The 20,038-nt window shown below is 67.7% G+C and carries 17 protein-coding genes and 1 tRNA gene; 13 read left to right on the top strand and 5 right to left on the bottom strand.

The features are described from left to right. Positions 1 to 35: 35 nt before the first annotated feature. Both GBO37_RS03425 and GBO37_RS03420 read right to left on the bottom strand, forming a co-directional pair. Positions 36 to 1,001, bottom strand: a complete 966-nt coding sequence (locus tag GBO37_RS03425; RefSeq protein ID WP_139085344.1) for a TAXI family TRAP transporter solute-binding subunit — start codon at positions 999 to 1,001, stop codon at positions 36 to 38. Positions 1,002 to 1,139: 138 nt separating this feature from the next. Beyond that, positions 1,140 to 1,730: a uracil-DNA glycosylase family protein gene (locus GBO37_RS03420; RefSeq protein WP_252927246.1), complete on the bottom strand. Its 591-nt coding sequence runs from the start codon at positions 1,728 to 1,730 to the stop codon at positions 1,140 to 1,142. Positions 1,731 to 1,899: 169 nt separating this feature from the next. Between GBO37_RS03420 and GBO37_RS03415 the strand changes: the two genes are divergently transcribed. Genes GBO37_RS03415 through GBO37_RS03400 form a run of 4 tightly spaced genes read left to right on the top strand, consistent with a single transcriptional unit; the run spans position 1,900 to position 6,452 of the window. Continuing rightward, positions 1,900 to 2,553 (top strand): ABC transporter ATP-binding protein, encoded by a 654-nt coding sequence (locus GBO37_RS03415; protein ID WP_045981699.1) that lies wholly within the window; start codon positions 1,900 to 1,902, stop codon positions 2,551 to 2,553. Next, positions 2,537 to 4,309, top strand: a complete 1,773-nt coding sequence (locus GBO37_RS03410) for a capsule biosynthesis protein (protein WP_127898723.1) — start codon at positions 2,537 to 2,539, stop codon at positions 4,307 to 4,309. The genes GBO37_RS03415 and GBO37_RS03410 overlap by 17 nt, the downstream gene beginning before the upstream one ends. Further along, entirely contained in the window at positions 4,306 to 5,148 is an 843-nt protein-coding gene (gene kdsA / locus GBO37_RS03405) for a 3-deoxy-8-phosphooctulonate synthase (RefSeq protein WP_252927244.1), read from the top strand. Before GBO37_RS03410 ends, kdsA begins: the two co-directional genes overlap by 4 nt. Continuing rightward, positions 5,145 to 6,452: a mechanosensitive ion channel family protein gene (locus GBO37_RS03400; protein ID WP_045998970.1), complete on the top strand. Its 1,308-nt coding sequence runs from the start codon at positions 5,145 to 5,147 to the stop codon at positions 6,450 to 6,452. The genes kdsA and GBO37_RS03400 overlap by 4 nt, the downstream gene beginning before the upstream one ends. Here the strand turns inward: GBO37_RS03400 and GBO37_RS03395 are convergent. Further along, the gene (locus GBO37_RS03395) at positions 6,449 to 7,618 is read right to left on the bottom strand and encodes an NAD(P)/FAD-dependent oxidoreductase (protein WP_252927241.1); all 1,170 of its coding nucleotides are present in this window, start codon (positions 7,616 to 7,618) and stop codon (positions 6,449 to 6,451) included. The two genes, GBO37_RS03400 and GBO37_RS03395, sit on opposite strands and share 4 nt — an antisense overlap. Before the next feature lie 94 nt (positions 7,619 to 7,712). Between GBO37_RS03395 and GBO37_RS03390 the strand changes: the two genes are divergently transcribed. After that, positions 7,713 to 7,787 (top strand) — tRNA-Gln (locus tag GBO37_RS03390). A gap of 53 nt (positions 7,788 to 7,840) precedes the next feature. Here the strand turns inward: GBO37_RS03390 and GBO37_RS03385 are convergent. After that, a complete protein-coding gene (locus GBO37_RS03385) occupies positions 7,841 to 8,632 on the bottom strand; it encodes an IclR family transcriptional regulator (RefSeq protein WP_252927238.1) in 792 nt (263 codons plus the stop codon). 78 nt (positions 8,633 to 8,710) lie between these two features. On the opposite strand from GBO37_RS03385, the gene GBO37_RS03380 reads away from it, so the two are divergent. Genes GBO37_RS03380 through GBO37_RS03345 form a run of 8 tightly spaced genes read left to right on the top strand, consistent with a single transcriptional unit; the run spans position 8,711 to position 19,080 of the window. Beyond that, positions 8,711 to 10,234: a M81 family metallopeptidase gene (locus tag GBO37_RS03380; RefSeq protein ID WP_371927464.1), complete on the top strand. Its 1,524-nt coding sequence runs from the start codon at positions 8,711 to 8,713 to the stop codon at positions 10,232 to 10,234. A 42-nt stretch (positions 10,235 to 10,276) separates the two neighbouring features. Next, positions 10,277 to 11,842 carry an ABC transporter substrate-binding protein gene (locus GBO37_RS03375; protein WP_252927233.1) on the top strand — a complete coding sequence of 522 codons (1,566 nt, stop codon included), beginning with the start codon at positions 10,277 to 10,279 and terminating at the stop codon, positions 11,840 to 11,842. 54 nt (positions 11,843 to 11,896) lie between these two features. After that, positions 11,897 to 12,838, top strand: a complete 942-nt coding sequence (locus GBO37_RS03370) for an ABC transporter permease (protein WP_045981692.1) — start codon at positions 11,897 to 11,899, stop codon at positions 12,836 to 12,838. Continuing rightward, a complete protein-coding gene (locus GBO37_RS03365) occupies positions 12,838 to 13,713 on the top strand; it encodes an ABC transporter permease (RefSeq protein ID WP_045981691.1) in 876 nt (291 codons plus the stop codon). Before GBO37_RS03370 ends, GBO37_RS03365 begins: the two co-directional genes overlap by 1 nt. Then, on the top strand, positions 13,713 to 15,386 hold the full coding sequence (locus GBO37_RS03360) for an ABC transporter ATP-binding protein (protein WP_252927231.1): 1,674 nt from the start codon (positions 13,713 to 13,715) through the stop codon (positions 15,384 to 15,386). Before GBO37_RS03365 ends, GBO37_RS03360 begins: the two co-directional genes overlap by 1 nt. Further along, a complete protein-coding gene (locus tag GBO37_RS03355) occupies positions 15,370 to 16,539 on the top strand; it encodes a M20 aminoacylase family protein (RefSeq protein ID WP_252927228.1) in 1,170 nt (389 codons plus the stop codon). Before GBO37_RS03360 ends, GBO37_RS03355 begins: the two co-directional genes overlap by 17 nt. Beyond that, positions 16,536 to 17,666, top strand: coding sequence for a M20/M25/M40 family metallo-hydrolase (locus GBO37_RS03350; protein WP_252927226.1), 1,131 nt, complete (start codon positions 16,536 to 16,538; stop codon positions 17,664 to 17,666). Before GBO37_RS03355 ends, GBO37_RS03350 begins: the two co-directional genes overlap by 4 nt. Before the next feature lie 7 nt (positions 17,667 to 17,673). After that, complete coding sequence (locus GBO37_RS03345) at positions 17,674 to 19,080, top strand: amidase (protein ID WP_252927224.1); 1,407 nt, start codon at positions 17,674 to 17,676, stop codon at positions 19,078 to 19,080. On the opposite strand, the gene GBO37_RS21550 is transcribed toward GBO37_RS03345, so the two are convergent. Further along, positions 19,077 to 20,024, bottom strand: coding sequence for an NAD(P)-dependent oxidoreductase (locus GBO37_RS21550; protein WP_280115161.1), 948 nt, complete (start codon positions 20,022 to 20,024; stop codon positions 19,077 to 19,079). The two genes, GBO37_RS03345 and GBO37_RS21550, sit on opposite strands and share 4 nt — an antisense overlap. Positions 20,025 to 20,038 lie beyond the last annotated feature (14 nt).

Genomic DNA, 20,038 nt, shown 5'->3' with positions numbered 1-20,038 from the left:
GGCGGCCCGATTGGGCCGCCCCGGTCAGGCCTGGATTACTGGATCCAGCCCTGTTCGCGATAGTAGCGCTCGGCACCGGGGTGCAGGGGCGCGCTGTTGCCGTCGGCGATCATCTCCTCGGGGGTCAGCGAGGCGAAGGCCGGGTGCAGACCCTTGAAGCGGTCGAAGTTGTCGAAGACCGCCTTGACGACCTGGTACACCGTCTCGTCCGGGATCGCGGCCGAGGTCACGAAGGTCGCCTTGACGCCGAAGGTCTCGGTGTCGTCGTCGTTGCCGGCATACATGCCGCCGGGGATCACGACCTTCGAATAGAACGGATTGTCCGCGATCAGCTTGTCGATCGCCTCGCCGGACACGTCGACCAGGGTCGCGTCCACGGTCGAGGTCGCCTCCTGGATCGAACCGTTGGGATGGCCCACGGTATAGCTGATGGCATCGACCTGGTTGTCGCCCAGGGCGGCCGACTGTTCGGCGGGGCGCAGTTCCGACGACAGCGCAAAGTCGTCCATGCTCATGCCCATGGCTTCCAGGACGACCTCGAACGTGCCGCGCGATCCGGAACCGGGGTTGCCGACGTTCACGCGCTTGCCTGCCAGGTCGGTGAAGGTCTCGACGCCGCTGTCGGCACGGGCCACGACGGTGAAGGGCTCGGGGTGGACGGCGAACACGGCGCGCAGGTCGGTGAAGGCATCGCCCTCATAGTCCGAGCTGCCGTTATAGGCGTGGAACTGCCAGTCGGACTGGGCAACGCCCATCGTCATGCCGCCGGACCGGATCTGGTTGATGTTGTCGATGGATCCACCGGTCGCGGGCGCGGTGCAGCGCAGGCCGGTGGTCGCCGTGTCGCGGTTCACCAGGCGGCAGATCGACTGACCCACGACGTAATAGACGCCCGTCTGGCCGCCGGTGCCGATGGTGATGAACTGTTCTTCCTGCGCCATCAGCGGCGTGGCACCCAGTGCCATGGCGGTGCTCAGCAGGATCGGTTTCAATTTACCCATGTCGGCGTCTCCCTAACGATGATTGGCGGGAAGGCATGACAGGCGCGTTCCCGCTGGATGGTCTTATCGTCACGGATGCGTGTGCGAAACACAAGCCCGCACGGCCACAAAGCATCCCGGGCGTGGACCTGGCCTTGATCAGCCCAGCAGGGTCGCCACCCGGTCTCGCAGCACGGGCAGCAGGTCGGTCGCGAACCACGGGTTGGCGCGCAGCCATCCGGTGTTGCGCCAGCTGGGATGGGGCAGCGGAAACACCGCCGGCGCATGGGTGCGCCAGTCCCGGACGGTCTGCGTTACGTTGCGCGCGCCCAGAAGCCACCGCATCGCATGCCCGCCGACCAGCAGGGTCAGCTGCGGATTCAGCTGGTCCATCACCTGCCGCCGCCACGTCGCCGCGCAGATGGGCGGGGGCGGCAGGTCCGACCCCTTGGCGTCGTAACCCGGAAAGCAGAAGGCCATCGGCACGATCGAGATCCGGTCGCGGTCATAGAAGGTGTCCGGCTCCACCCCCATCCAGTCGCGCAGCCTGTCGCCGGAACGGTCGGTAAAGGGTCGCCCGCTGTCATGAACCCGCGCCCCCGGCGCCTGCCCCACGATCAGGATGCGCGTTTCCGGCCGGAACCAGACCACCGGTCGGGGCGCATGGCGCGTGGCGGTCACGGCAAAGCGGTCCGCGCACAGCCTGCAGGCACGGATACGGTCGGCCAGCGGGGCGTCGTGATCATACATGCGTCGCATTTATGGCGAAATTGCGGCGATATAAGGCTGGTCAGATCACAAATTATCGGGCCCGATGGCAAGACTGGACACCCCGTCCGCCCCACCCTAATGTCGCCTTGGCAGTCGAGGCACCCGGCATGGCACGCCTCGTGCCGAAACGCGTTGGTACAACAAGGCCATGCTTGAATTCGACAATGTGTCCAAATCCTTCTGGACCGGCAAGCAGCACAAGATCATCCTCGAGCAGGCCTCGTTCAGGGTCGAGCTGGGGCAATCGCTTGGCATCCTGGCCCCCAACGGCACCGGCAAGACCACACTGGTGAACATGATGTGCGGGCTGGAAAAACCCGACGAAGGCAAGATCCGCCGCGAATGCCGCATCTCGTTTCCTTTGGGGTTCATGGGCGGCCTGGTCACGCGCCACACCGGCAACGAGAACGCGCGTTACATCGCGCGCATCTATGGGCTGGACCCCGATTACGTCGCGGCCTTCACGCGGTGGCTGTGCGACATCCACGAATATTTCGACATGCCGGTCGGCACCTATTCCACGGGCATGCGGCAACGGTTCAACTTCTCGCTGCTGCTGGCGCTGGATTTCGACATCTACCTGATCGACGAGGGCATGCCCCAGACCACGGATGTGGAATTCAATCGCAAGGCCGGTCGCGTCCTGTTCGAGCGGCTGCAGACCGCGACCACGGTGATCGTGTCCCACCAGCCCAGCACGATCGAGAAGTTCTGCAACCGCGCCGCGATCCTGCGTGATGGCAGGCTGTATCTGTTCGAGACCCTCGACGAGGCCAAGCAATATTATGACTACACCTCCTAAAGCGCGCCGGTACAACACGCAGGCGATGGCCTCGATCACGCCCCAGACGCCCCCGCCGGCGGAACCGATCGCATCGGACAGCCCCGCGCCGCCCCGGTTGGAGGTCGCGCGCCGCAGCGATGCCCCCGCCTCTGACGCGTCCGAACGCCAGGCGCGGCTGGAACGGTTCCTGGCCACCGAACCGATCGACGACGGCCTGGGTGATTTTCGCCTGACCAAGCCCGCAGCGCCGTCCCCCGAAAAGGACATGCCGGCCGCCCCCCCTGCGGATTCTGGCGACATGGAGGCGCGACTGGCCGCCATCCGCGCGGAGAAGCTGACCGAACGCCAGCTGCGCATCGCCAAGCGCATCGCCGCCCTGCACCAGATCGAGGTTTCCTCGGCCGAGGAGGCCGTGCTTCGTCTGCGCGAGCGGGGGATCGATCCGTCCCATCGCACCGCCGTCGGCAGCATCCTGTCGTCGGAGGGCACGCGCGCGCAGGCCGCCCCCTCACCCAACGCGCCCGCCGTGCGGCAGGCCCCCGTGCCGTCGATCCTACCCGACCGCAGCCCGGCGCCCCCCGGCCGCCCCGCCCTGCCGTCCCGCGAGGAACTGACCGAAGAAAAGCGCGCCGCCGAAATCTATCGCATCCAGCGCGACCTGGCCCGCCGCCGCCGCCGCCGCATGGCAATGCTGGCGATGCGGCTGGCGCTGTTCGTGTTCCTGCCGACCGCACTGGTCGGCATCTATTACGGCCGCTATGCCTCTCCGCTTTACGCAACGGTATCGCAGTTCCAGATCCAGTCGGCCGAAAGCGGATCCGGCGCCAGCGGGCTCAGCGGGATGCTGGGCGGGTCGGGCCTGGGCACGAACCAGGACGCGGTCGCGGTGCAAAGCTATCTGACATCGCGCGACGCGATGCTGCGGCTGGACGAGGATCTGGGCTTCCGGCGCGCCTTCCAGGACCCGTCGGTCGATGCGATCAAGCGCCTGCCCGCGGATGCCACAAACGAGGCCACGTTCAGCCTGTACAAGGATTCCGTCAAGATCGGCTATGACCCGACCGAAGGCGTGCTGAACATGGAGGTCATCGCGCCCGACCCGCAGCTAAGCGAACAGTTCTCGCGCGCGCTGATTTCCTATGCGGAACAGCTTGTTGACGCCCTGACCTCACGCATGCGCTCCGACCAGATGGACGGCGCGCGCGAGACCTATCAGGACGCCGAGGAGAAGATGCTGGCCGCCCAGCTTCGCGTCCAGGAGTTGCAGGAGAGGCTGGGCGTCCTGGACCCCGTCGCGGAAAGCGGCGTGGTCATGGCGCAGGTCAGCATGCTGGAGGGCCAACTGGCCGAAAAGCAGCTGGAACTGGGCCAGTTGCAGTCGAATGCCCGCCCCCTGCAAAGCCGCGTCGATGCGGTGGAGGGCGACATCGCCCGCCTGCGCGACCTGATCACGCAGACCCGCCAGCAGCTGACGCAGGGCAACGACACACGCAACTCTCTGGCCGCCATCGGCGGAGAGCTGCGCGTTGCCGAGGCCGAGATGCTGACGCGCCAGGAAATGCTGGCCGCCGCCGCCGCCCAGATGGAAACCGCGCGCATCGAGGCGAATAAGCAGGTCCGCTATCTGTCGCTGTCCATCGCGCCCATCCCGCCGGATGAGGCCACCTATCCCCGCGCGTTCCAGAACACCCTGGTGGCATTCCTGGTGTTTTCGGGTATCTATCTGATGCTGTCGCTGACGGCCTCCATCCTACGCGAACAGGTATCGACATGACGACTGCCAAGCATATCCCCATCGGTTCGATCACTTGCGGCAACGACCTGCCGCTGACGGTGATCGCCGGACCCTGCCAGCTGGAAAGCCTGGACCACGCGCTGATGATCGCCGAAGTGATGGCCAAGGCCTGTACCGATGCCGGGGCGTCCTTTGTCTTCAAGGCCAGCTATGACAAGGCGAACCGCACCTCTTTGTCGGGTCGCCGGGGCTTAGGCATCGACGAGGGGCTGGAGATCCTGGCCGCGGTCCGCGAAAGGTTCGGCTGCCCCGTGCTGACCGACATCCATGACGCGGACCAGGCGGTGCGCGCCGCGCAGGTGGTCGATGTGATCCAGATCCCCGCCTTTCTGTGCCGCCAGACCGACCTGTTGCTGACTGCGGGCCGCACCGGCGCGGTGGTCAACATCAAGAAGGGTCAGTTCCTGGCCCCCTGGGACATGCCCAACGTCGCGGACAAGGTCGCCTCGACCGGGAACGGGAACATCCTGCTGACCGAACGCGGGGCCAGCTTCGGCTATAACACCTTGGTCGCCGACATGCGGTCGCTGCCGATCATGGCGCGGACCGGCTATCCGGTGATCATGGACGCGACCCATTCGGTCCAGCAGCCGGGCGGTCAGGGCGGCAGTTCGGGCGGACAACGTGAATTCGCCCCGGTCATCGCACGGGCCGCGGTGGCCCTGGGTGTGGCCGGCGTCTTCATCGAAACGCACGAAGCCCCAGACACCGCGCCGTCCGACGGGCCGAACATGATCCCGCTGGACCGTATGCCCGCGTTGATCGCATCGCTGATGGCCTTCGACCGGCTGGCAAAGGCCGACCCGCTCCCGGCATGATCCGCGTACTGCTGATCCTGTTGACGCTGGCGGCCCCCGTGGCCGCCCAGGTCGTCGATCCATCAGCACCGTCGACGCCAAGTGGCGCGATCTCGACGCAGGACAACCGAGCGACGGACTTGGCAATCCTGTCACGGATTTCCAGCATCCTGGCGCAAGTCCCTGAATTCGATGGCGTCCGTGCCAGCGTCGATGCGGGGATCGTGACCCTTGTCGGCGAGGTGACCGAACAACAGACCATTTCGCGCCTTGAATCGCTGCTGGCGCGCGTCGAGGGGGTCGTCGCGATCGAGGATCAGGTTACCCTGTCTACAGACCTGGGCACGCGGCTGGTCTCGGTCCGTGACAGGTTTCAGTCCCGCCTGACCGCGGTCATCGCGGGCCTGCCCTTCATGGCACTGGGCCTGGCCGTGGGGGCGATAATCGTGCTGGCCGGCGGCTGGCTGTCGCGGCGGGAACGAACCCTGTCGGGGATCGCACCGAACCCCTTCATCGCCGGATTTCTGGCGCAGACGATCAGGCTGACCGCATGGATCGTGGCGCTTGTCGTGGCGCTGGACCTGATGGGCGCGCGGGCGCTGTTGGGGACATTGCTGGGTGCGGCGGGAATCTTCGGCCTGTCGCTGTCCTTTGCGGCCCGCGACACGATCGAAGGATTCGTGGCTACGATGCTGCTGTCGCTGCGCCAACCCTTCAACCCGAACGACCTGATCGAGGTGAACGGTTTGCGCGGTCGGGTGATCCGCCTGACCAGTCGCGGCACCACCCTGCTGACGCTGGACGGCAATCATATCCGCATCCCGAACCAGATCATCTACAAGGCCGTCCTGACCAATTACACGCGCAACCCCGAACGTCGCTTCATGGTCGACCTGACCATCGACCCCGGCGCCGATCTGGGCCGCGCGCGCGATCTGGTGCTCAGGGCGCTGGCGGGGATGGATTTCGTGCTGAAGCGTCCCGAACCTGTTGCCTGGCTGGATGCCCAGGGACCGGATCACGTGGTCATCCGCGCCGGGGGTTGGGTCTCGCAGGACGGCACCGATTTCGACCTGGCGCGCGGAGAGGCGTTTCGCCTGCTGCGCCATGCGCTGGACAGCAAGGGCTATCTGGTGCCGGAACCCGTCCACCGCATCCGCCTGGAACAGCCCGAAGCGGAGGCGCGTCCAAGCCCTGCCCGCCCCTCACGCCCCGCCGATGCGCGCCTGTCCGACCTGAACCCCGACGCCGCGTTCGAGGAGATGGTCGAACGGGGTCGCATCGATGACGGGCGCGACCTGCTCAGCCCGACGCCACGGACCTAGGCGGCGCGCCCGGCGGCATCCGCTGACGCCCAGGCCCACTGAAAATTATAGCCGCCCAGCCACCCCGTCACGTCGACGCATTCGCCGATGAATGCCAGACCGGGAAACCGCCGCGCCTGCATGGTCCGCGCATCCAGATCGCGCGTATCCACGCCGCCCAAGGTCACTTCGGCGGTGCGATAGCCTTCGGTCCCCACGGGTCGGACCTGCCATCGGTTCACGCGCGCGCCCAGCGCGTCCAGCCGGGCGTTCGGCTGATCGGCCAGCCGCGCCTGTGCCAAGCCCGCGTCCGCCGCCACGGATTGGGCAAGGCGTTCCGGCAGCATCTGGGCCAGGACGGTCGCCACCTGCGCCTTGCCGCCGCGTGCGGCCTTCAGGTCGGCGGCGATGTCGCGGTCGGGCGCAAGATCGATGGTCAGCACCTCGCCCGCCTGCCAGAAGCTTGAGATCTGCAGGATCACCGGGCCGCTCAACCCGCGATGCGTGAACAGCAGCGCATCGCGAAAGCTGCCCCTGCCATGCGTGATCCGCGCCTCGACCGACAGTCCGGCCAGCGGACGGCACAGCGCCAGATCCTGCTCCGCAAAGGTCAGCGGCACCAGCGCGGGCCGCGTATCGACAAGCCGCAACCCGAACTGGCGCGCCAGATCATAGCCTAGCCCCGTCGCGCCGATCTTGGGAATCGACTTGCCGCCCGTCGCCACAACGACCCGTCCCGTGCTGATCGGCCCGCCGGAGCTCGCGACCACGAACCGATCACCATCCTGGCTGACGCCGTCGATGCGCGTGCCAAGGCGCAGGTCCACCCCGGCCATGCGGTCCAGCAGCATGTCGGTGATCTGCGTTGCCTTGCCGTCACAGAACAGCTGCCCCTGGGTCTTTTCATGCCAGGCGATTCCCGCCCGGTCGACCAGATCGACGAAGGCCTGCGGACGATACCGCGCCAGGGCGCTGGCTGCGAAGCGCGGGTTGTCCGACAGGAAACGGTCCGGCCCGGTCGCAAGGTTGGTGAAATTGCACCGCCCGCCGCCGGAAATGCGGATCTTTTCGGCGGGCGTCGGCGCATGATCCAGCACCACGACCCGCCTGCCCTGCGCGACGGCAGAGCCTGCGCAGAATAATCCGGCCGCCCCGGCCCCCAGAATGACGATATCGGCATGTTCCATGGCGCGTCGATACCGGGGCTTTGGGACGGGGGCAAGATTTCTGCATTTTTCGTCTTGCACCCATCTGCGGGCTTGGGTAATCACCCTCCACAGTTGGGGCGTGGCCAAGTGGTAAGGCATCGGTTTTTGGTACCGTGTACCGTAGGTTCGAATCCTACCGCCCCAGCCAATATCCAGAAAGTCGAATAATCAGCCGTACTTGGCTGCCATACATGATGTCGCCTACGCCGACATGATGCTGCGCACGGCCTCTGCGGCCAAGGGTGCGTTGCGGCGGCGGAACTCCTCCGGATCCCACTCCGACAGCGATCCGGCGATGTGGATCGCGGCGATCGGCCGGCCCGATGCGTCCGGGATCGCCACGCCAAGGGCCACCTCTCCCATCAGGATCTGCTCCAGCGCCAGCGCGTGGCCGGCCTCTCGCGCCAGCGCGACCTGGTCGCGGATCGCCTGGGGATCGGTCAGCGTTCGTGGTGTCAGCGGCTGAAGACTGGCCTGGTCCAGGATCTGGTCGACCTCGGTCGGGGGCAGCATCGCCATGACGGCCCAACCACCCGACGTGCAGGTCGTGGGCACGCTGTTGCCCACCAAGGTCGCAAAGAACGTCTCGCGCTTGCTTTGCATCCGGGCGGCATAGACCATGCGCTGACCATCGAAGAGCGACAGGTCGACCCGTTCGCGGACGTTGCGACGCAGGTCCAGCAGGATCGGACTGGCGCGACGCACCAGCGGGTTCAGGCGCAGATAGTCGTGCGTCAGGTCCAGGATCGGCAGGTCCAGACGAAAGCCGCGACCATCCTCGGCCAGCGTCAGATAGCCCAGCGTGCGAAATGTGTGCACCAGACGCTGCGCCGCGCTGCGCGTCAGCCCGGTCCGCGTGGCGATCTGGCCAAGCGACAGTGCCCCGTCAGCATCGCGAAACGCTTCCAGAACGCTCATTCCGCGGGCAAGGGATTGGACGAACAAGGCATTCTCTGCCTGCGGACCGTCCGGATCGCGATTCTTGCGCTGCATGCAATCTCCGACGTTGACATGATCAATTTTGGGTTAATACACTCGTGATACAATGCAACTGTATCGGATGACAATACATTGCTAACCCAGACGATTCCTGCCCGTCCTTTGCGAATTGCCCTTGCGGGCTTCGTTCATGAAAGCAATTCCTTTGCCCCAAGCCCCGCCGACATGGCGGCCTTTGAACAGGGCGGCGGCTATCTGCCGCTGTGCCGCGGGGCGCAGATCATCGAGCGTGCACGGGACGTGAACCTGCCGATCGCCGGTGTCATCGCGCATGGCGAAAAGCAGGGCTGGCAGATGGTGCCCGTCGTCTGGGCGGGCGCGGTCCCATCGGCCCCGGTGACCGCCGATTGCTACGCCGCCCTGACCGAGGAGATCGTCCAGGGCCTGCGCGATGCGGGGCCACTGGACGGCGTCTTTATGGACCTGCATGGCGCGATGGTGGCCGATGGGGCGCCGGACGGCGAAGGCCTGCTGTTGGAGCGGGTGCGCCAGGCAGTCGGGCCGAATACGCCTGTCGTCGCGGCGCTGGACCTGCACGGCAACATCACGGCGCGGATGGTGGACAATGCCGACCTGATGGTGGGGTTTCGCACCTACCCGCATGTCGACATGGCCCTGACCGGGCATCGTGCGGCTCAGCAACTGGACCGCCTGATGAGCGGCGCGCCCAACGCCAAGGCATTCCGGCAGCTGGATTTTCTGATCCCGATCGCGTGGCAGGCGACCGATGCACAACCCGCAGCCGGGCTTTATGACCGGGTTGCCGCCTGCGACGGTCAGGGCTGTGCGTCGCTGTTCATGGGGTTTCCTGCGGCCGATTTCGCCGACTGCCGCCCCTCGGTCATCGCCTATGCCCAGACGCAGGCACAGGCCGATGCGATGGCCGACGGCCTGGCACAGGCCCTGCGCGAGGCCGAACCCGCGTTCCGCGGCGAATGCCTTAGCCCCGCGGGCGGGGTGGCAGAGGCGATGCGCCGCGCCACCGATCGGCCGGTGATCCTGGTCGACACGCAGGACAATCCCGGCGCAGGCGGCAATTCCGACACGACCGGCATGCTGCGCGCCCTGGTCGAGGCTGATGCCCGGGACGCCGCCATCGGACTGATCATCGATCCGGAGGCGGCGGCGGCGGCCCATGACGCGGGGGTGGGCGCGACCATCGATCTGGCCCTGGGCGGTCGGTCCGGCATTCCGGGCGATGCGCCATTTCAGGGCCGGTTCACGGTGGACGCGCTGTCCAGCGGGGCCTGCTATGCCACGGGCCCGTTCTATGGCGGCGCGCATCTGGCGCTTGGGCCGTCGGCCTGCCTCAGCATCGGGGGCGTGCGGGTCGCCGTCGCGTCGGAAAAGGCGCAGATGGCGGATCGGCAGATGTTCCGCTTCCTGGGGATCGTTCCCGAGGAGCAGGCCATCCTGGTCGTAAAAAGCTCGAACCATTTCCGTGCCGATTTCGCCCCCATCGCGGCGGCGATCCTGACCTGCGCCGCGCCCGGGCCCATGCCCGTCAGCCCGGCCAGCCTGCCCTTTCGCAACCTTGCCCCCGGCATCCGGCTGGAGCCGAGCGGCGCACCCTTCACACCCCCCGCGCAAGGCTGACGCCAAGATCACCCCGCGGACCCGTTCAACAGAGAGGACACCATGCTCAAGAAATTGGCTGCCACGCTTCTGGCCTCGACCATGCTGACAGGCGCGGCCTGGGCCGAGACCACCGTCAAGGCCGTGATGCATTCCGGCCTGCGCGTGCTGGACCCCGTGATCACCACCGCCCACATCACGCGCAACCACGCCTACATGATCTACGACGTGCTGATCGCGCAGGATTCCGACTTCCAGCCGCAGCCGCAGATGGCCGACTGGACCATCTCGGACGATCAGCTGACCTATACCTTCACGCTGCGCGACGGGCTAACCTTCCATGACGGCGCGCCGGTGACGGCGGCCGATGCCGTGGCCTCGCTGCAGCGGTGGGGGCAGAAGGACGCGGGCGGACAGGTCATCATGGACCGCACCGCCAGCCTTGACGCGACCGATGACAAGACGATCACCTGGACGCTGACCGAACCCTTCGTGCCGATGCTGGACGTGCTGTCCAAGCAGTCGGCCCTGCCCCCCTTCATCATGCCCGCCCGCGTGGCCGAGACCTCGGCCGACGAGGCGATCACCGAATACGTGGGCTCGGGGCCGTTCCGCTTTGTCGAGGCGGAGTTCCAGCCGGGGCTGATGGTCGTCTACGAGAAGTTCGACGAATACGTGCCGCGCGACGAACCCGCCGACTGGATGGCCGGCGGCAAGGTCGTCAATGTTGACCGCGTCGAATGGGTCAACATGCCCGACGTCCAGACCGCCGTGAACGCGCTGTCGGGCGGAGAGATCGACTATATCGAGGCGATGCAGGTCGACCTGATCCCGCTGCTGGAGGGTGATCCGAACATCGTCGTCGAAACGCGCGAGCCGACCGGCATGCAGACGATGACGCGGATGAACTTCCTGCACCCGCCCTTCGACAACGTCCAGGTCCGCCAGGCGGCCATCAAAGCGATCACCCAGGAACCGGTCCTGGCCGCGATGGTCGGCAACCCCGAATATTATTCGGTCTGCGGCGCCATCCTGGGCTGCGGCACACCACTGGAGAACGCGACCGGCACCGAAACCCTGACCCAGGGCGGCGGCGCCGAGGAGGCGCGGGCGCTGCTGGAACAGGCGGGCTATGACGGCACGCCGGTCGTATTGATGGCGCCCACCGACATGGTGGCGCTGGCCACCCAGCCCGTTGTCGTGTCGCAGATGCTGCGCGAGGCCGGGTTCCAGGTCGAGCTGCAGCCGATGGACTGGCAGACGCTGGTCACCCGCCGCGCCAGCCAGGCGGCCCCGGCCGAGGGGGGCTGGAACGTGTTCATCACAAACTGGATGGKGCCGGAGATCTCGAACCCGATCTCGAACCCGATGCTGAACGGACGCGGCGACGATGCCTGGTTCGGCTGGCCCACCGACGAGACCATCGAGGGTCTCAAGGAAGAGTTCATCGACGCCCCCGACGCCGCAGCCCAGGCCGCGGTCGCCGAGAAGATTCAGGCCCATGCCCTTGAGAACGGCCTGCTGATCCCCCTCGGTCAGTACACCCTGCCGCAGGCCCGCCGCACCACGATCACCGAGATGATCAACTCGCCCGTGCCGGTCTTCTGGGGCCTGCAGAAGTCCAAGTGATCGAAAGCAGGGGGCGGTCCCGCTGCCCCCCACCCACCTGATCGGAGAAACCTGATGCTGGGGTACATCCTGCGGCGCATTCTGGCCGTCATTCCGGTGATGCTGCTGGTCGCCGTCTTCGTCTTCCTGCTGCTGCGCCTGACGCCGGGCGACCCGGCCGCGATCATCGCGGGCGACATGGCGACCCCCGCCCAGCTGGAGCGCATCCGCGAGGCCATGGGCCTGAACGACCCGCTGCACATCCAGTTCGTGACCTGGGTCGGACAGCTGCTGCGGGGCGATCTGGGCGTGTCGCTGATCTCGAACACGCCGGTGGCCACGATGGTTGCCGACCGCATCGCGCCGACCCTGTCCATCGCGGTGCTGACCATCGTGATGTCGGTCGCGATCGCCGTGCCGATGGGCGTGCTGGCCGCGTGGAAGCATCGCAGCATGGCCGATTACGCGGTGATGACCTTCTCGGTCCTGGGATTTTCGGTGCCGGTCTTCGTGATCGGATACCTGTTCATCCTGGTCTTCTCGCTGCAGCTGGGCTGGTTCCCGGTGCAGGGATACACGCCCCTGTCGTCGGGCCTGGGCGGGTTTCTGTCAAATGCGTTCCTGCCCGCGCTGACGCTGTCCACCATCTATGTCGCGCTGATCGCGCGCATGACGCGGGCCAACATGCTGGAGGTGCTGGGCGAAGACTATATCCGCACCGCACGCGCCAAGGGGGCCCCGGAACGCACCGTCCTGTTCCGCCACGCGCTGAAGAACGCGGCCGTCCCGATCCTGACCGTGATCGGCACCGGCTTTGCCCTGCTGATCGGGGGCGTGGTGGTGACCGAGACCGTCTTCAACATCCCCGGCGTCGGCCGCCTGACGGTCGATGCGATCCTGGCCCGCGACTATCCGGTCATCCAGGCGATGATCCTGCTGACCAGCTTTCTCTATGTGCTGGTGAACCTGCTGATCGACCTCAGCTACAGCCTCTTTGACCCAAGGATCCGTTACTGATGGCACAGGTACCGCAACCGACCTCGGCGATGCAGCCGGTCCTGCGCGCGCTGCGCCTGCCGCATCTGGGCGCAGGCAGCAAGATCGCGGCGCTGGTGCTGGCCGTCATCGTCGTCCTGACGCTGCTGGCGGGCTGGATCGCACCGCACGACCCGCTGGCGATGAACCCCATGGCCCGCCTGCAGGCCCCGATCGAGGGCCATCCCCTTGGCACCGACAATTTCGGCCGCGACATCTTCAGCCGCGTGCTGATCGGCGGACAGCTATCGCTGATCATCGGCATCGCCACGGCGGTGGTGTCGGTCCTGCTGGGTCTGATCATCGGCATGATCGCGGGCTTCTTCCGCACGGCGGACGCGATCATCATGCGGGCGATGGACGCGCTTATGGCGATCCCCTCGATCCTGCTGGCCATCGCGCTAGTGGCGCTGAACGGCCCGTCGGTCGGATCGGTCATCGCCGCGATCACCATCCCAGAGATCCCCCGCGTCGTGCGCCTGGTCCGCGCCGTGGTCCTCTCCGCGCGCGAGGAACCCTATGTCGAGGCCGCGATCGCGCTTGGCACACCGATGCGCAAGATCCTGGTACGCCACCTGGTGCCGAACACCACCGCGCCCCTGATCGTGCAGGGCACCTACATCCTGGCCAGCGCCATCCTGACCGAGGCGATCCTGTCCTTCCTGGGCGCAGGCGTCAGCACCGAGACCCCCACCTGGGGCAACATCATGGCCGAGGGTCGGCTGTTCTTCCGCATCAAGCCGGAGCTGATCCTCTATCCGGGCATTGCGCTATCCCTGTGCATCCTGTCGATCAACCTTCTGGGCGATGCGGCACGCGACATGCTGGACCCGCGGCTGAAGAAAAGGGCAGGCTGATGCAGTTCAAGACACGCAATTTCGACGCGGCCGACGTGGTGCTGCAGGCCCGCGACCTGACCGTGACCCTGCCCGAGACGCCGGGAAACCCCGCGGTCCTCAAGGGCATCGACGTGACCATCCGCGCCGGCGAGACCGTCTGCCTGGTGGGCGAATCCGGGTCGGGGAAATCCGTCACCTCGCTGGCGATCATGGGGCTGCTGCCTGACGCGCTGCGCGTCGCGGGGGGCACGATCCAGTTGCAGGGCCGCGACCTGCTGCCCCTGACACAGGCCGAGATGCGCGACCTGCGCGCGGCCCGCGTCGCGATGATCTTCCAAGAGCCCATGACCGCGCTGAACCCGGTCCTGCGCGTGGGCGACCAGATCATGGAGGTGATGGAGCTGCACACCGACCTGCCCGCCGCGGAACGCCGCCGTCGCGCCGTGGCAATCATGGAGCAGGTCCATCTGCCCGATGTCGAGCGCATCTTCCGCAGCTATCCGCATCAGCTGTCGGGCGGCCAGCGCCAGCGGATCATGATCGCGATGGCGCTGGTTCTGGAACCCGTCCTGCTGATCGCGGACGAACCCACGACCGCGCTGGACGTGACCACGCAGAAGCAGATCCTGGCGCTGATCGACGAATTGCAGAAGGGCCACGGCACGGCGGTGCTGTTCATCACCCACGACATGGGCGTCGTCGCCGAGATCGCCGACACCGTCTATGTCATGAAGCAGGGAGAGATCGTCGAACACGGCGCGGTCGAGACGCTGCTGCGCAGCCCGCAGGCGGACTATACCCGCAAGCTGCTGAAGGCCGTGCCCAGCCTGTCGCCCCGCGAAGCCCGGCCCCAGGCGGCGGATGCCGTCCTGCGGGTCGAGCGGCTGAACAAGATCTATGGCGGCGGCGGCATCCTGCGGAAGCTTCCGCAAGCGCATGCCGCCAAGGACGTGACCTTCGCCCTGTCGCGCGGCCGCACCTTGGGGATCGTCGGCGAGAGCGGGTCCGGCAAGTCCACCGTCGCGCGCTGCATCATGCGGCTGATCGACCCCAGCTCGGGGCGCATCCTGCTGGACGATGCCGACATCGCGGGCCTGTCACGCGGCGCGTTGCGCCCGCACCGCCAGAAGCTGCAGGTGGTGTTCCAGGACCCGATGCGGTCACTGAACCCGCGCTGGACCATCGGCGAGAGCCTGATCGAAGGGCCATTGAACTATGGCACCAGCCGTGCGGACGCGATGGCCGAGGCCGCGCGCCTGATGGGCGTCGTGGGCCTGCCCGCCGACGCGCTGGCCCGCTATCCGCACCAGTTCTCGGGCGGGCAGCGGCAGCGCATCGCGATCGCCCGCGCGGTGATGATGCGCCCTGACGTGCTGGTCGCGGACGAGGCCGTGTCGGCGCTGGACGTGTCGGTGCAGGCGCAGGTGCTGGACCTTCTGGACCAGCTGCAGCGCGACCTGGGCATCGCCATCGTCTTCATCACCCACGATCTGCGCGTCGCCGCCCAGATCTGCGACGAGGTGATCGTCATGCAACGCGGCGCCGTCGTGGAACACGGCCCCGCGGGCGAGGTGCTGGCCGCCCCCGCCCATCCCTATACCCGCGCCCTGATCGAGGCCGCCCCCGGCCGGTCATGGGACTTCCAGAACTTCCGTGCCATGCCAGAGGTGAGACATGCCGAACCTGCCTGAGATCGATGCCGCCGTCCCGGAACTGACCGAGATCTTCCGCGACCTGCACGCGCACCCGGAGATCGGCATGGCGGAGGTCCGCACCAGCGCGGTCGTCGCGGCCAAGCTGCGCGAATGGGGCGTGGACGAGGTTCACGAGGGCGTGGGCAGGACCGGTGTCGTGGGCATCGTGCATGGCCGGGGCCAGGGCAACCGGCGCATCGGTCTGCATGCCGACATGGACGCGCTGCCGATCCAGGAGGCGACGGGGCTGCCCCATGCCTCGACCCGGGCCGGCAGGATGCATGCCTGCGGCCATGACGGGCACACGACCATGCTGTTGGGCGCCGCGCAGTATCTGGCGCGGACGCGCAATTTCGACGGCACCGCGGTCCTGATCTTCCAGCCCGCCGAGGAGGGTCTGGGCGGCGCCCGCGCCATGATCGCCGACGGGCTGTTCCAGCGCTTTCCGGTCGACGAGGTCTATGGCATGCACAACCAGCCGACCGGCCGGCCGGGCCGCGCGACGCTGTGCAAGGGGCCGGCCATGGCGGGGGCGTCCTTCTTCGACATCACCGTGACGGGCAAGGGCAGCCATGCCGCCATGCCGCAGCAGTCGCGCGACGCGCTGGTCGCGGCATCGGGGCTGGTCGGGCAGTTCCAGACGATCCTGGGCCGCAACGTCGCGCCGCTGGATCAGGCCGTGCTGTCGGTGACCCAGATCCATGCAGGCAGCGCCTATAACGTGGTGCCCGAGACCGCGACCCTTGCCGGCACGATCCGCTTTTTCCGCCCCGAGGTCCGCGACCTGATGCAGGCGCGGATGCGCGCCATCTGCGAGGGTGCCGCACAGGCCTTCGACCTGCGGATCACCTGCGAGTTCCGCGAGATCTTCGACGTGCTGGTGAACGATGCCGACCTGTCGGACGCCTGGACCCAGGCCGCGGCCGACGTGCTGGGCGCGGACAATGTGCGCGACGATTCCCAGCCCTTCACCGGGTCCGAGGATTTCGCCGACATGCTGCAGCAGGTCCCCGGCGCCTATGGCAACCTGGGCCATGCGGGCACTGTGCCCCTGCACAATCCGGGCTTCGTGCTGGACGAGGGCATCCTGCCGGTCGGCGCGTCGATCTATGCCCGGCTGATCGAACGCCGCCTGCCGGTGGCGGCATGAGCGCGTTGGATCTGCCCTTCGACGCGGAGGAGATGCTGACGGGCCTGCGCCCCTGGATCGAATGCGAAAGCCCGACCTGGGACGCCGCCGCCGTCAGCCGGATGATGGACCTGGCCGCGCGCGATCTGTCCGCGATCGGTGCCACGGTCGAGACGGTGCCGGGCACCAAGGGCTTCGGCACCTCGATCCGCGCGACCTTCCCGCATGCCGACCAGGGCAAGCCGGGCATCCTGGTGTCGGGGCACATGGACACGGTCCATCCCCTGGGCACGCTGGAGAAGCTGCCCTTCCGCGTCCAGGACGGCAAGGCCTGGGGGCCGGGCATCATGGACATGAAGGGCGGCAATTACGTCTTTCTGGAGGCGATGCGCCAGATCGCGCGGGCCGGGCTGACCACGCCCTTGCCGGTCACGTTCCTGTTCACCCCCGACGAGGAGGTCGGCACCCCCGCCACCCGCGGGCTGATCGAGGATGCCGCCCGCGGCCAGCGCGCCGTGCTGCTGCCCGAACCCGCGCTGCCCGACGGGGGCGCGGTGATCGGGCGATACGCCATCGCGCGGTTCGACCTGCTGACCCATGGCCGGCCCAGCCATGCGGGCTGGGCGCTGAAGGACGGGCGGTCGGCTATCACCGCCATGGCTCGCCGCATCCTGGAGATCGAGGCGATGACCACCGAGGACTGCACCTTTTCCGTGGGCGTGATCCATGCCGGGCAATGGGTGAACTGCGTGGCCTCGGAATGCCGGGCCGAGGTCCTGTCCATGGCCAAGACGCAAGCCGACCTGGACCGCGGCGTTGCGGCCATGCTGGCGCTGCAGGGCGAACGGGACGGGGTGGAATTCACCGTCACCCGCGGCGTCACCCGCCCGGTCTGGGAGCCGCAGCCGGGCACAATGGCGCTGTATGACCTCGCGCGCGACCTGTCGGCGCAGATCGGGTTCGAGCTGTCCTCGGACCGGTCGGGCGGCGGGTCGGACGGCAACTTCACCGGCGCGATGGGCGTGCCGACGCTGGACAGCATCGGCGTGCGCGGCCGCGGCCTGCATACGCTGGACGAACATATCGAGATCGACAGCCTGCCCGAGCGTGCGCGCCTGGCCGCGGGCCTGCTGACCCGGATCATCTGAGGACCCCATGACCGCATTTGCCGACCTGACCGCCGCCGCGATGACCGCGGGCTTTGCCGAGCGCAGCCTGTCCCCGGTCGAGGTGACCCGCGCCGTCCTGGACCGCATCGACGCCTGCGAGCCGGTGCTGAACGCGATGTGGACCGTCGATCACGACCTGGCGCTGGAGGCCGCCCGCGCATCCGAGGACCGCTGGCGCCGCGGCGCGCCGTTGACGGTGGGCGGCGTGTCGCTGGACGGCGTGCCCATCACCATCAAGGAGAACATCGCCACCCGCGGCGTGCCCATGCCCCTTGGCACCGCGGTCAGCGACATGACACCGCGCGCCGAGGACGCGCCCCCCGCCGCCCGCATGCGTGAGGCAGGGGCGGTCTTTCTGGGACGCACGACCATGCCCGATTTCGGGATGCTGTCGTCGGGCCTGTCCAGCTTTCACCGGCTGGCGCGCAATCCGTGGAACACCGCCATGAACCCCGGCGGTTCCAGCGCGGGGGCGGGAGCGGCAGGGGCTGCGGGCTATGGGCCGATCCACTTGGGGACCGATATCGGCGGATCGATCCGGCTGCCCGCCGCATGGTGCGGGCTGGTGGGGCTGAAGCCCAGCCTGGGGCGCGTGCCGATCGACCCGCCCTTCATGGGGCGCGCGGCGGGACCGATGACGCGGACCGTCACCGATGCCGCGATGGCCATGGCGGTGCTGTCCCAGCCCGACGGGCGCGACCACATGTCCCTGCCACCCGCCACGATCGACTGGATGGACCTGGACCGCGACCTGAAAGGGCTGCGCGTCGGCCTGCTGATGGACGCTGGCTGCGGCATGGCGGTCGACCCGCAGGTCAGCGACGCCGTGACCGCCGCGACGGCCCTGTTCGAACAGGCTGGTGCCATCATCCGGCCCATCGATCCGTGGATGACTCCCGACCTGCTGCAGGGCCTGGATGATTTTTGGCGCACGCGGGCCGGGCTGGACGTGCTGGCGCTATCGCCCGAACAGCGGGCCCGGATCCTGCCGCTGGTGCGGGAATGGGCAGAATCGGGTCTGGGCCGGTCCGGAGAGGACGTCTGGCGCAGCTATGGCGCCACGGTCGAGATCCGTCGTCGCACCACGCAGGCCATGGCTGATCTGGACCTGATCCTGTCGCCCATCTCTCCGAATGTCAGCTTTCCGGCGGATTGGGCCTATCCCGCCGACAACGACGTGACCCGCGCGATGCAGCATATCGGCTTTACCGCCCCCTTCAACATCGGCGAACAACCGGCGATCAGCGTGCCCTGCGGCCATGACCGGAACGGCGTGCCCATCGGGTTGCAGATCGCGGGCCACCGGTTCGACGACCTGGGCGTACTGCGCGCCGCGCGGGCGTGGGAACGGATCGCCCCGCCCGCACGCCCCTGGCCCGTGGTCACGGGCTAGTCGTGCGAGGGCTTGTCCTGCGGGGAAAACAGGGCCGCGGCTTCCGACAGATAGCTGTCGGCGAAACCGCCTTGGGCCAGCCCGTCCAGGGCTGCTCCGACGCCATCTGCCGCGTCATGCGCGGCGCCCACGTCCCGCGACAGCTGCCGGTAATAGGACAGGTCCTTGGCCGCATTCCCGACCGAAAAGCGCATTCCCGACGTGTCCCCCGACAGCAGGAAGGGCGCGATCCGGTCCAGCGCGGCACCGTGCCCGCCGCCCTTGGACAGCACGTCGACAAAGGTCGCGTCACGGATGCCCGCCTGCCGCGCACAGGCCGCGGCCTCGCTGATCAGGGTCGCACAGCCGATCGAGACGAAGTTGTGCAGCAGCTTCAGCGTATGGCCCGCGCCGACGTCGCCCGCGTGAAAGATGTTCTCGGCGAACGTGCCCAGCAGGGGGCGCATGCGGTTGAACAGATCACCGTCCGCGCCCACCAGCAGGTTCAGGCGGCCTTCCTCAGCCTCCTTCGGGGTGCGGGTCATGGCCGCGTCCATGAATTCCCCGCCCGCCTCGCGCGTCAGCCCCGCCAGGCGCAGGGTCGATGCCGGGATCGCGGTCGAACAGTCGACGATCACGGTGCCCGGACGGATCGCGGCCAGCAGACCGCCCGCGCCCAGCAGCACATCCTCGACCTGGGGGGTGCCGGACAGGCACAGGATGACCGCGCGGCATTCCGCCAAGGCCTCCAGCCTGTCGACGCGGCGCGCACCAAGCGCCGTCAGGTCACCGACCGGCTGGTTGCCGGGATGATCCAGAAACAGCAGCGGCCACCCCTTGGCCGCAATGTTTCGCGCGATGCCGTGGCCCATCAGACCCACGCCCACCATGCCGACCGTCATCTTGTCCATCGTCTCCTCCTGTCCTGCCGGGGGGCCAGCTTGGGCGCTGGCCGTCCGGGCCACAAGGTGACCGGACG

This window comes from Paracoccus sp. 08 (assembly GCF_024105395.1).
GTDB classification, from domain to species: domain Bacteria; phylum Pseudomonadota; class Alphaproteobacteria; order Rhodobacterales; family Rhodobacteraceae; genus Paracoccus; species Paracoccus marcusii.
Note: the sequence above shows the minus strand (reverse complement) of the source record. Positions and strands in the feature narration are given on the sequence as shown.

What these genes read in the sequence shown, in the direction of transcription:
- GBO37_RS03425 (WP_139085344.1), bottom strand. Translation starts at nt 1,001, where the DNA reads ATGGGTAAATTGAAACCGATCCTGCTGAGCACCGCCATGGCACTGGGT.
- GBO37_RS03420 (WP_252927246.1), bottom strand. Translation starts at nt 1,730, where the DNA reads ATGTATGATCACGACGCCCCGCTGGCCGACCGTATCCGTGCCTGCAGG.
- GBO37_RS03415 (WP_045981699.1), top strand. Translation starts at nt 1,900, where the DNA reads ATGCTTGAATTCGACAATGTGTCCAAATCCTTCTGGACCGGCAAGCAG.
- GBO37_RS03410 (WP_127898723.1), top strand. Translation starts at nt 2,537, where the DNA reads ATGACTACACCTCCTAAAGCGCGCCGGTACAACACGCAGGCGATGGCC.
- kdsA (WP_252927244.1), top strand. Translation starts at nt 4,306, where the DNA reads ATGACGACTGCCAAGCATATCCCCATCGGTTCGATCACTTGCGGCAAC.
- GBO37_RS03400 (WP_045998970.1), top strand. Translation starts at nt 5,145, where the DNA reads ATGATCCGCGTACTGCTGATCCTGTTGACGCTGGCGGCCCCCGTGGCC.
- GBO37_RS03395 (WP_252927241.1), bottom strand. Translation starts at nt 7,618, where the DNA reads ATGGAACATGCCGATATCGTCATTCTGGGGGCCGGGGCGGCCGGATTA.
- GBO37_RS03385 (WP_252927238.1), bottom strand. Translation starts at nt 8,632, where the DNA reads ATGCAGCGCAAGAATCGCGATCCGGACGGTCCGCAGGCAGAGAATGCC.
- GBO37_RS03370 (WP_045981692.1), top strand. Translation starts at nt 11,897, where the DNA reads ATGCTGGGGTACATCCTGCGGCGCATTCTGGCCGTCATTCCGGTGATG.
- GBO37_RS03365 (WP_045981691.1), top strand. Translation starts at nt 12,838, where the DNA reads ATGGCACAGGTACCGCAACCGACCTCGGCGATGCAGCCGGTCCTGCGC.
- GBO37_RS03360 (WP_252927231.1), top strand. Translation starts at nt 13,713, where the DNA reads ATGCAGTTCAAGACACGCAATTTCGACGCGGCCGACGTGGTGCTGCAG.
- GBO37_RS03355 (WP_252927228.1), top strand. Translation starts at nt 15,370, where the DNA reads ATGCCGAACCTGCCTGAGATCGATGCCGCCGTCCCGGAACTGACCGAG.
- GBO37_RS03350 (WP_252927226.1), top strand. Translation starts at nt 16,536, where the DNA reads ATGAGCGCGTTGGATCTGCCCTTCGACGCGGAGGAGATGCTGACGGGC.
- GBO37_RS03345 (WP_252927224.1), top strand. Translation starts at nt 17,674, where the DNA reads ATGACCGCATTTGCCGACCTGACCGCCGCCGCGATGACCGCGGGCTTT.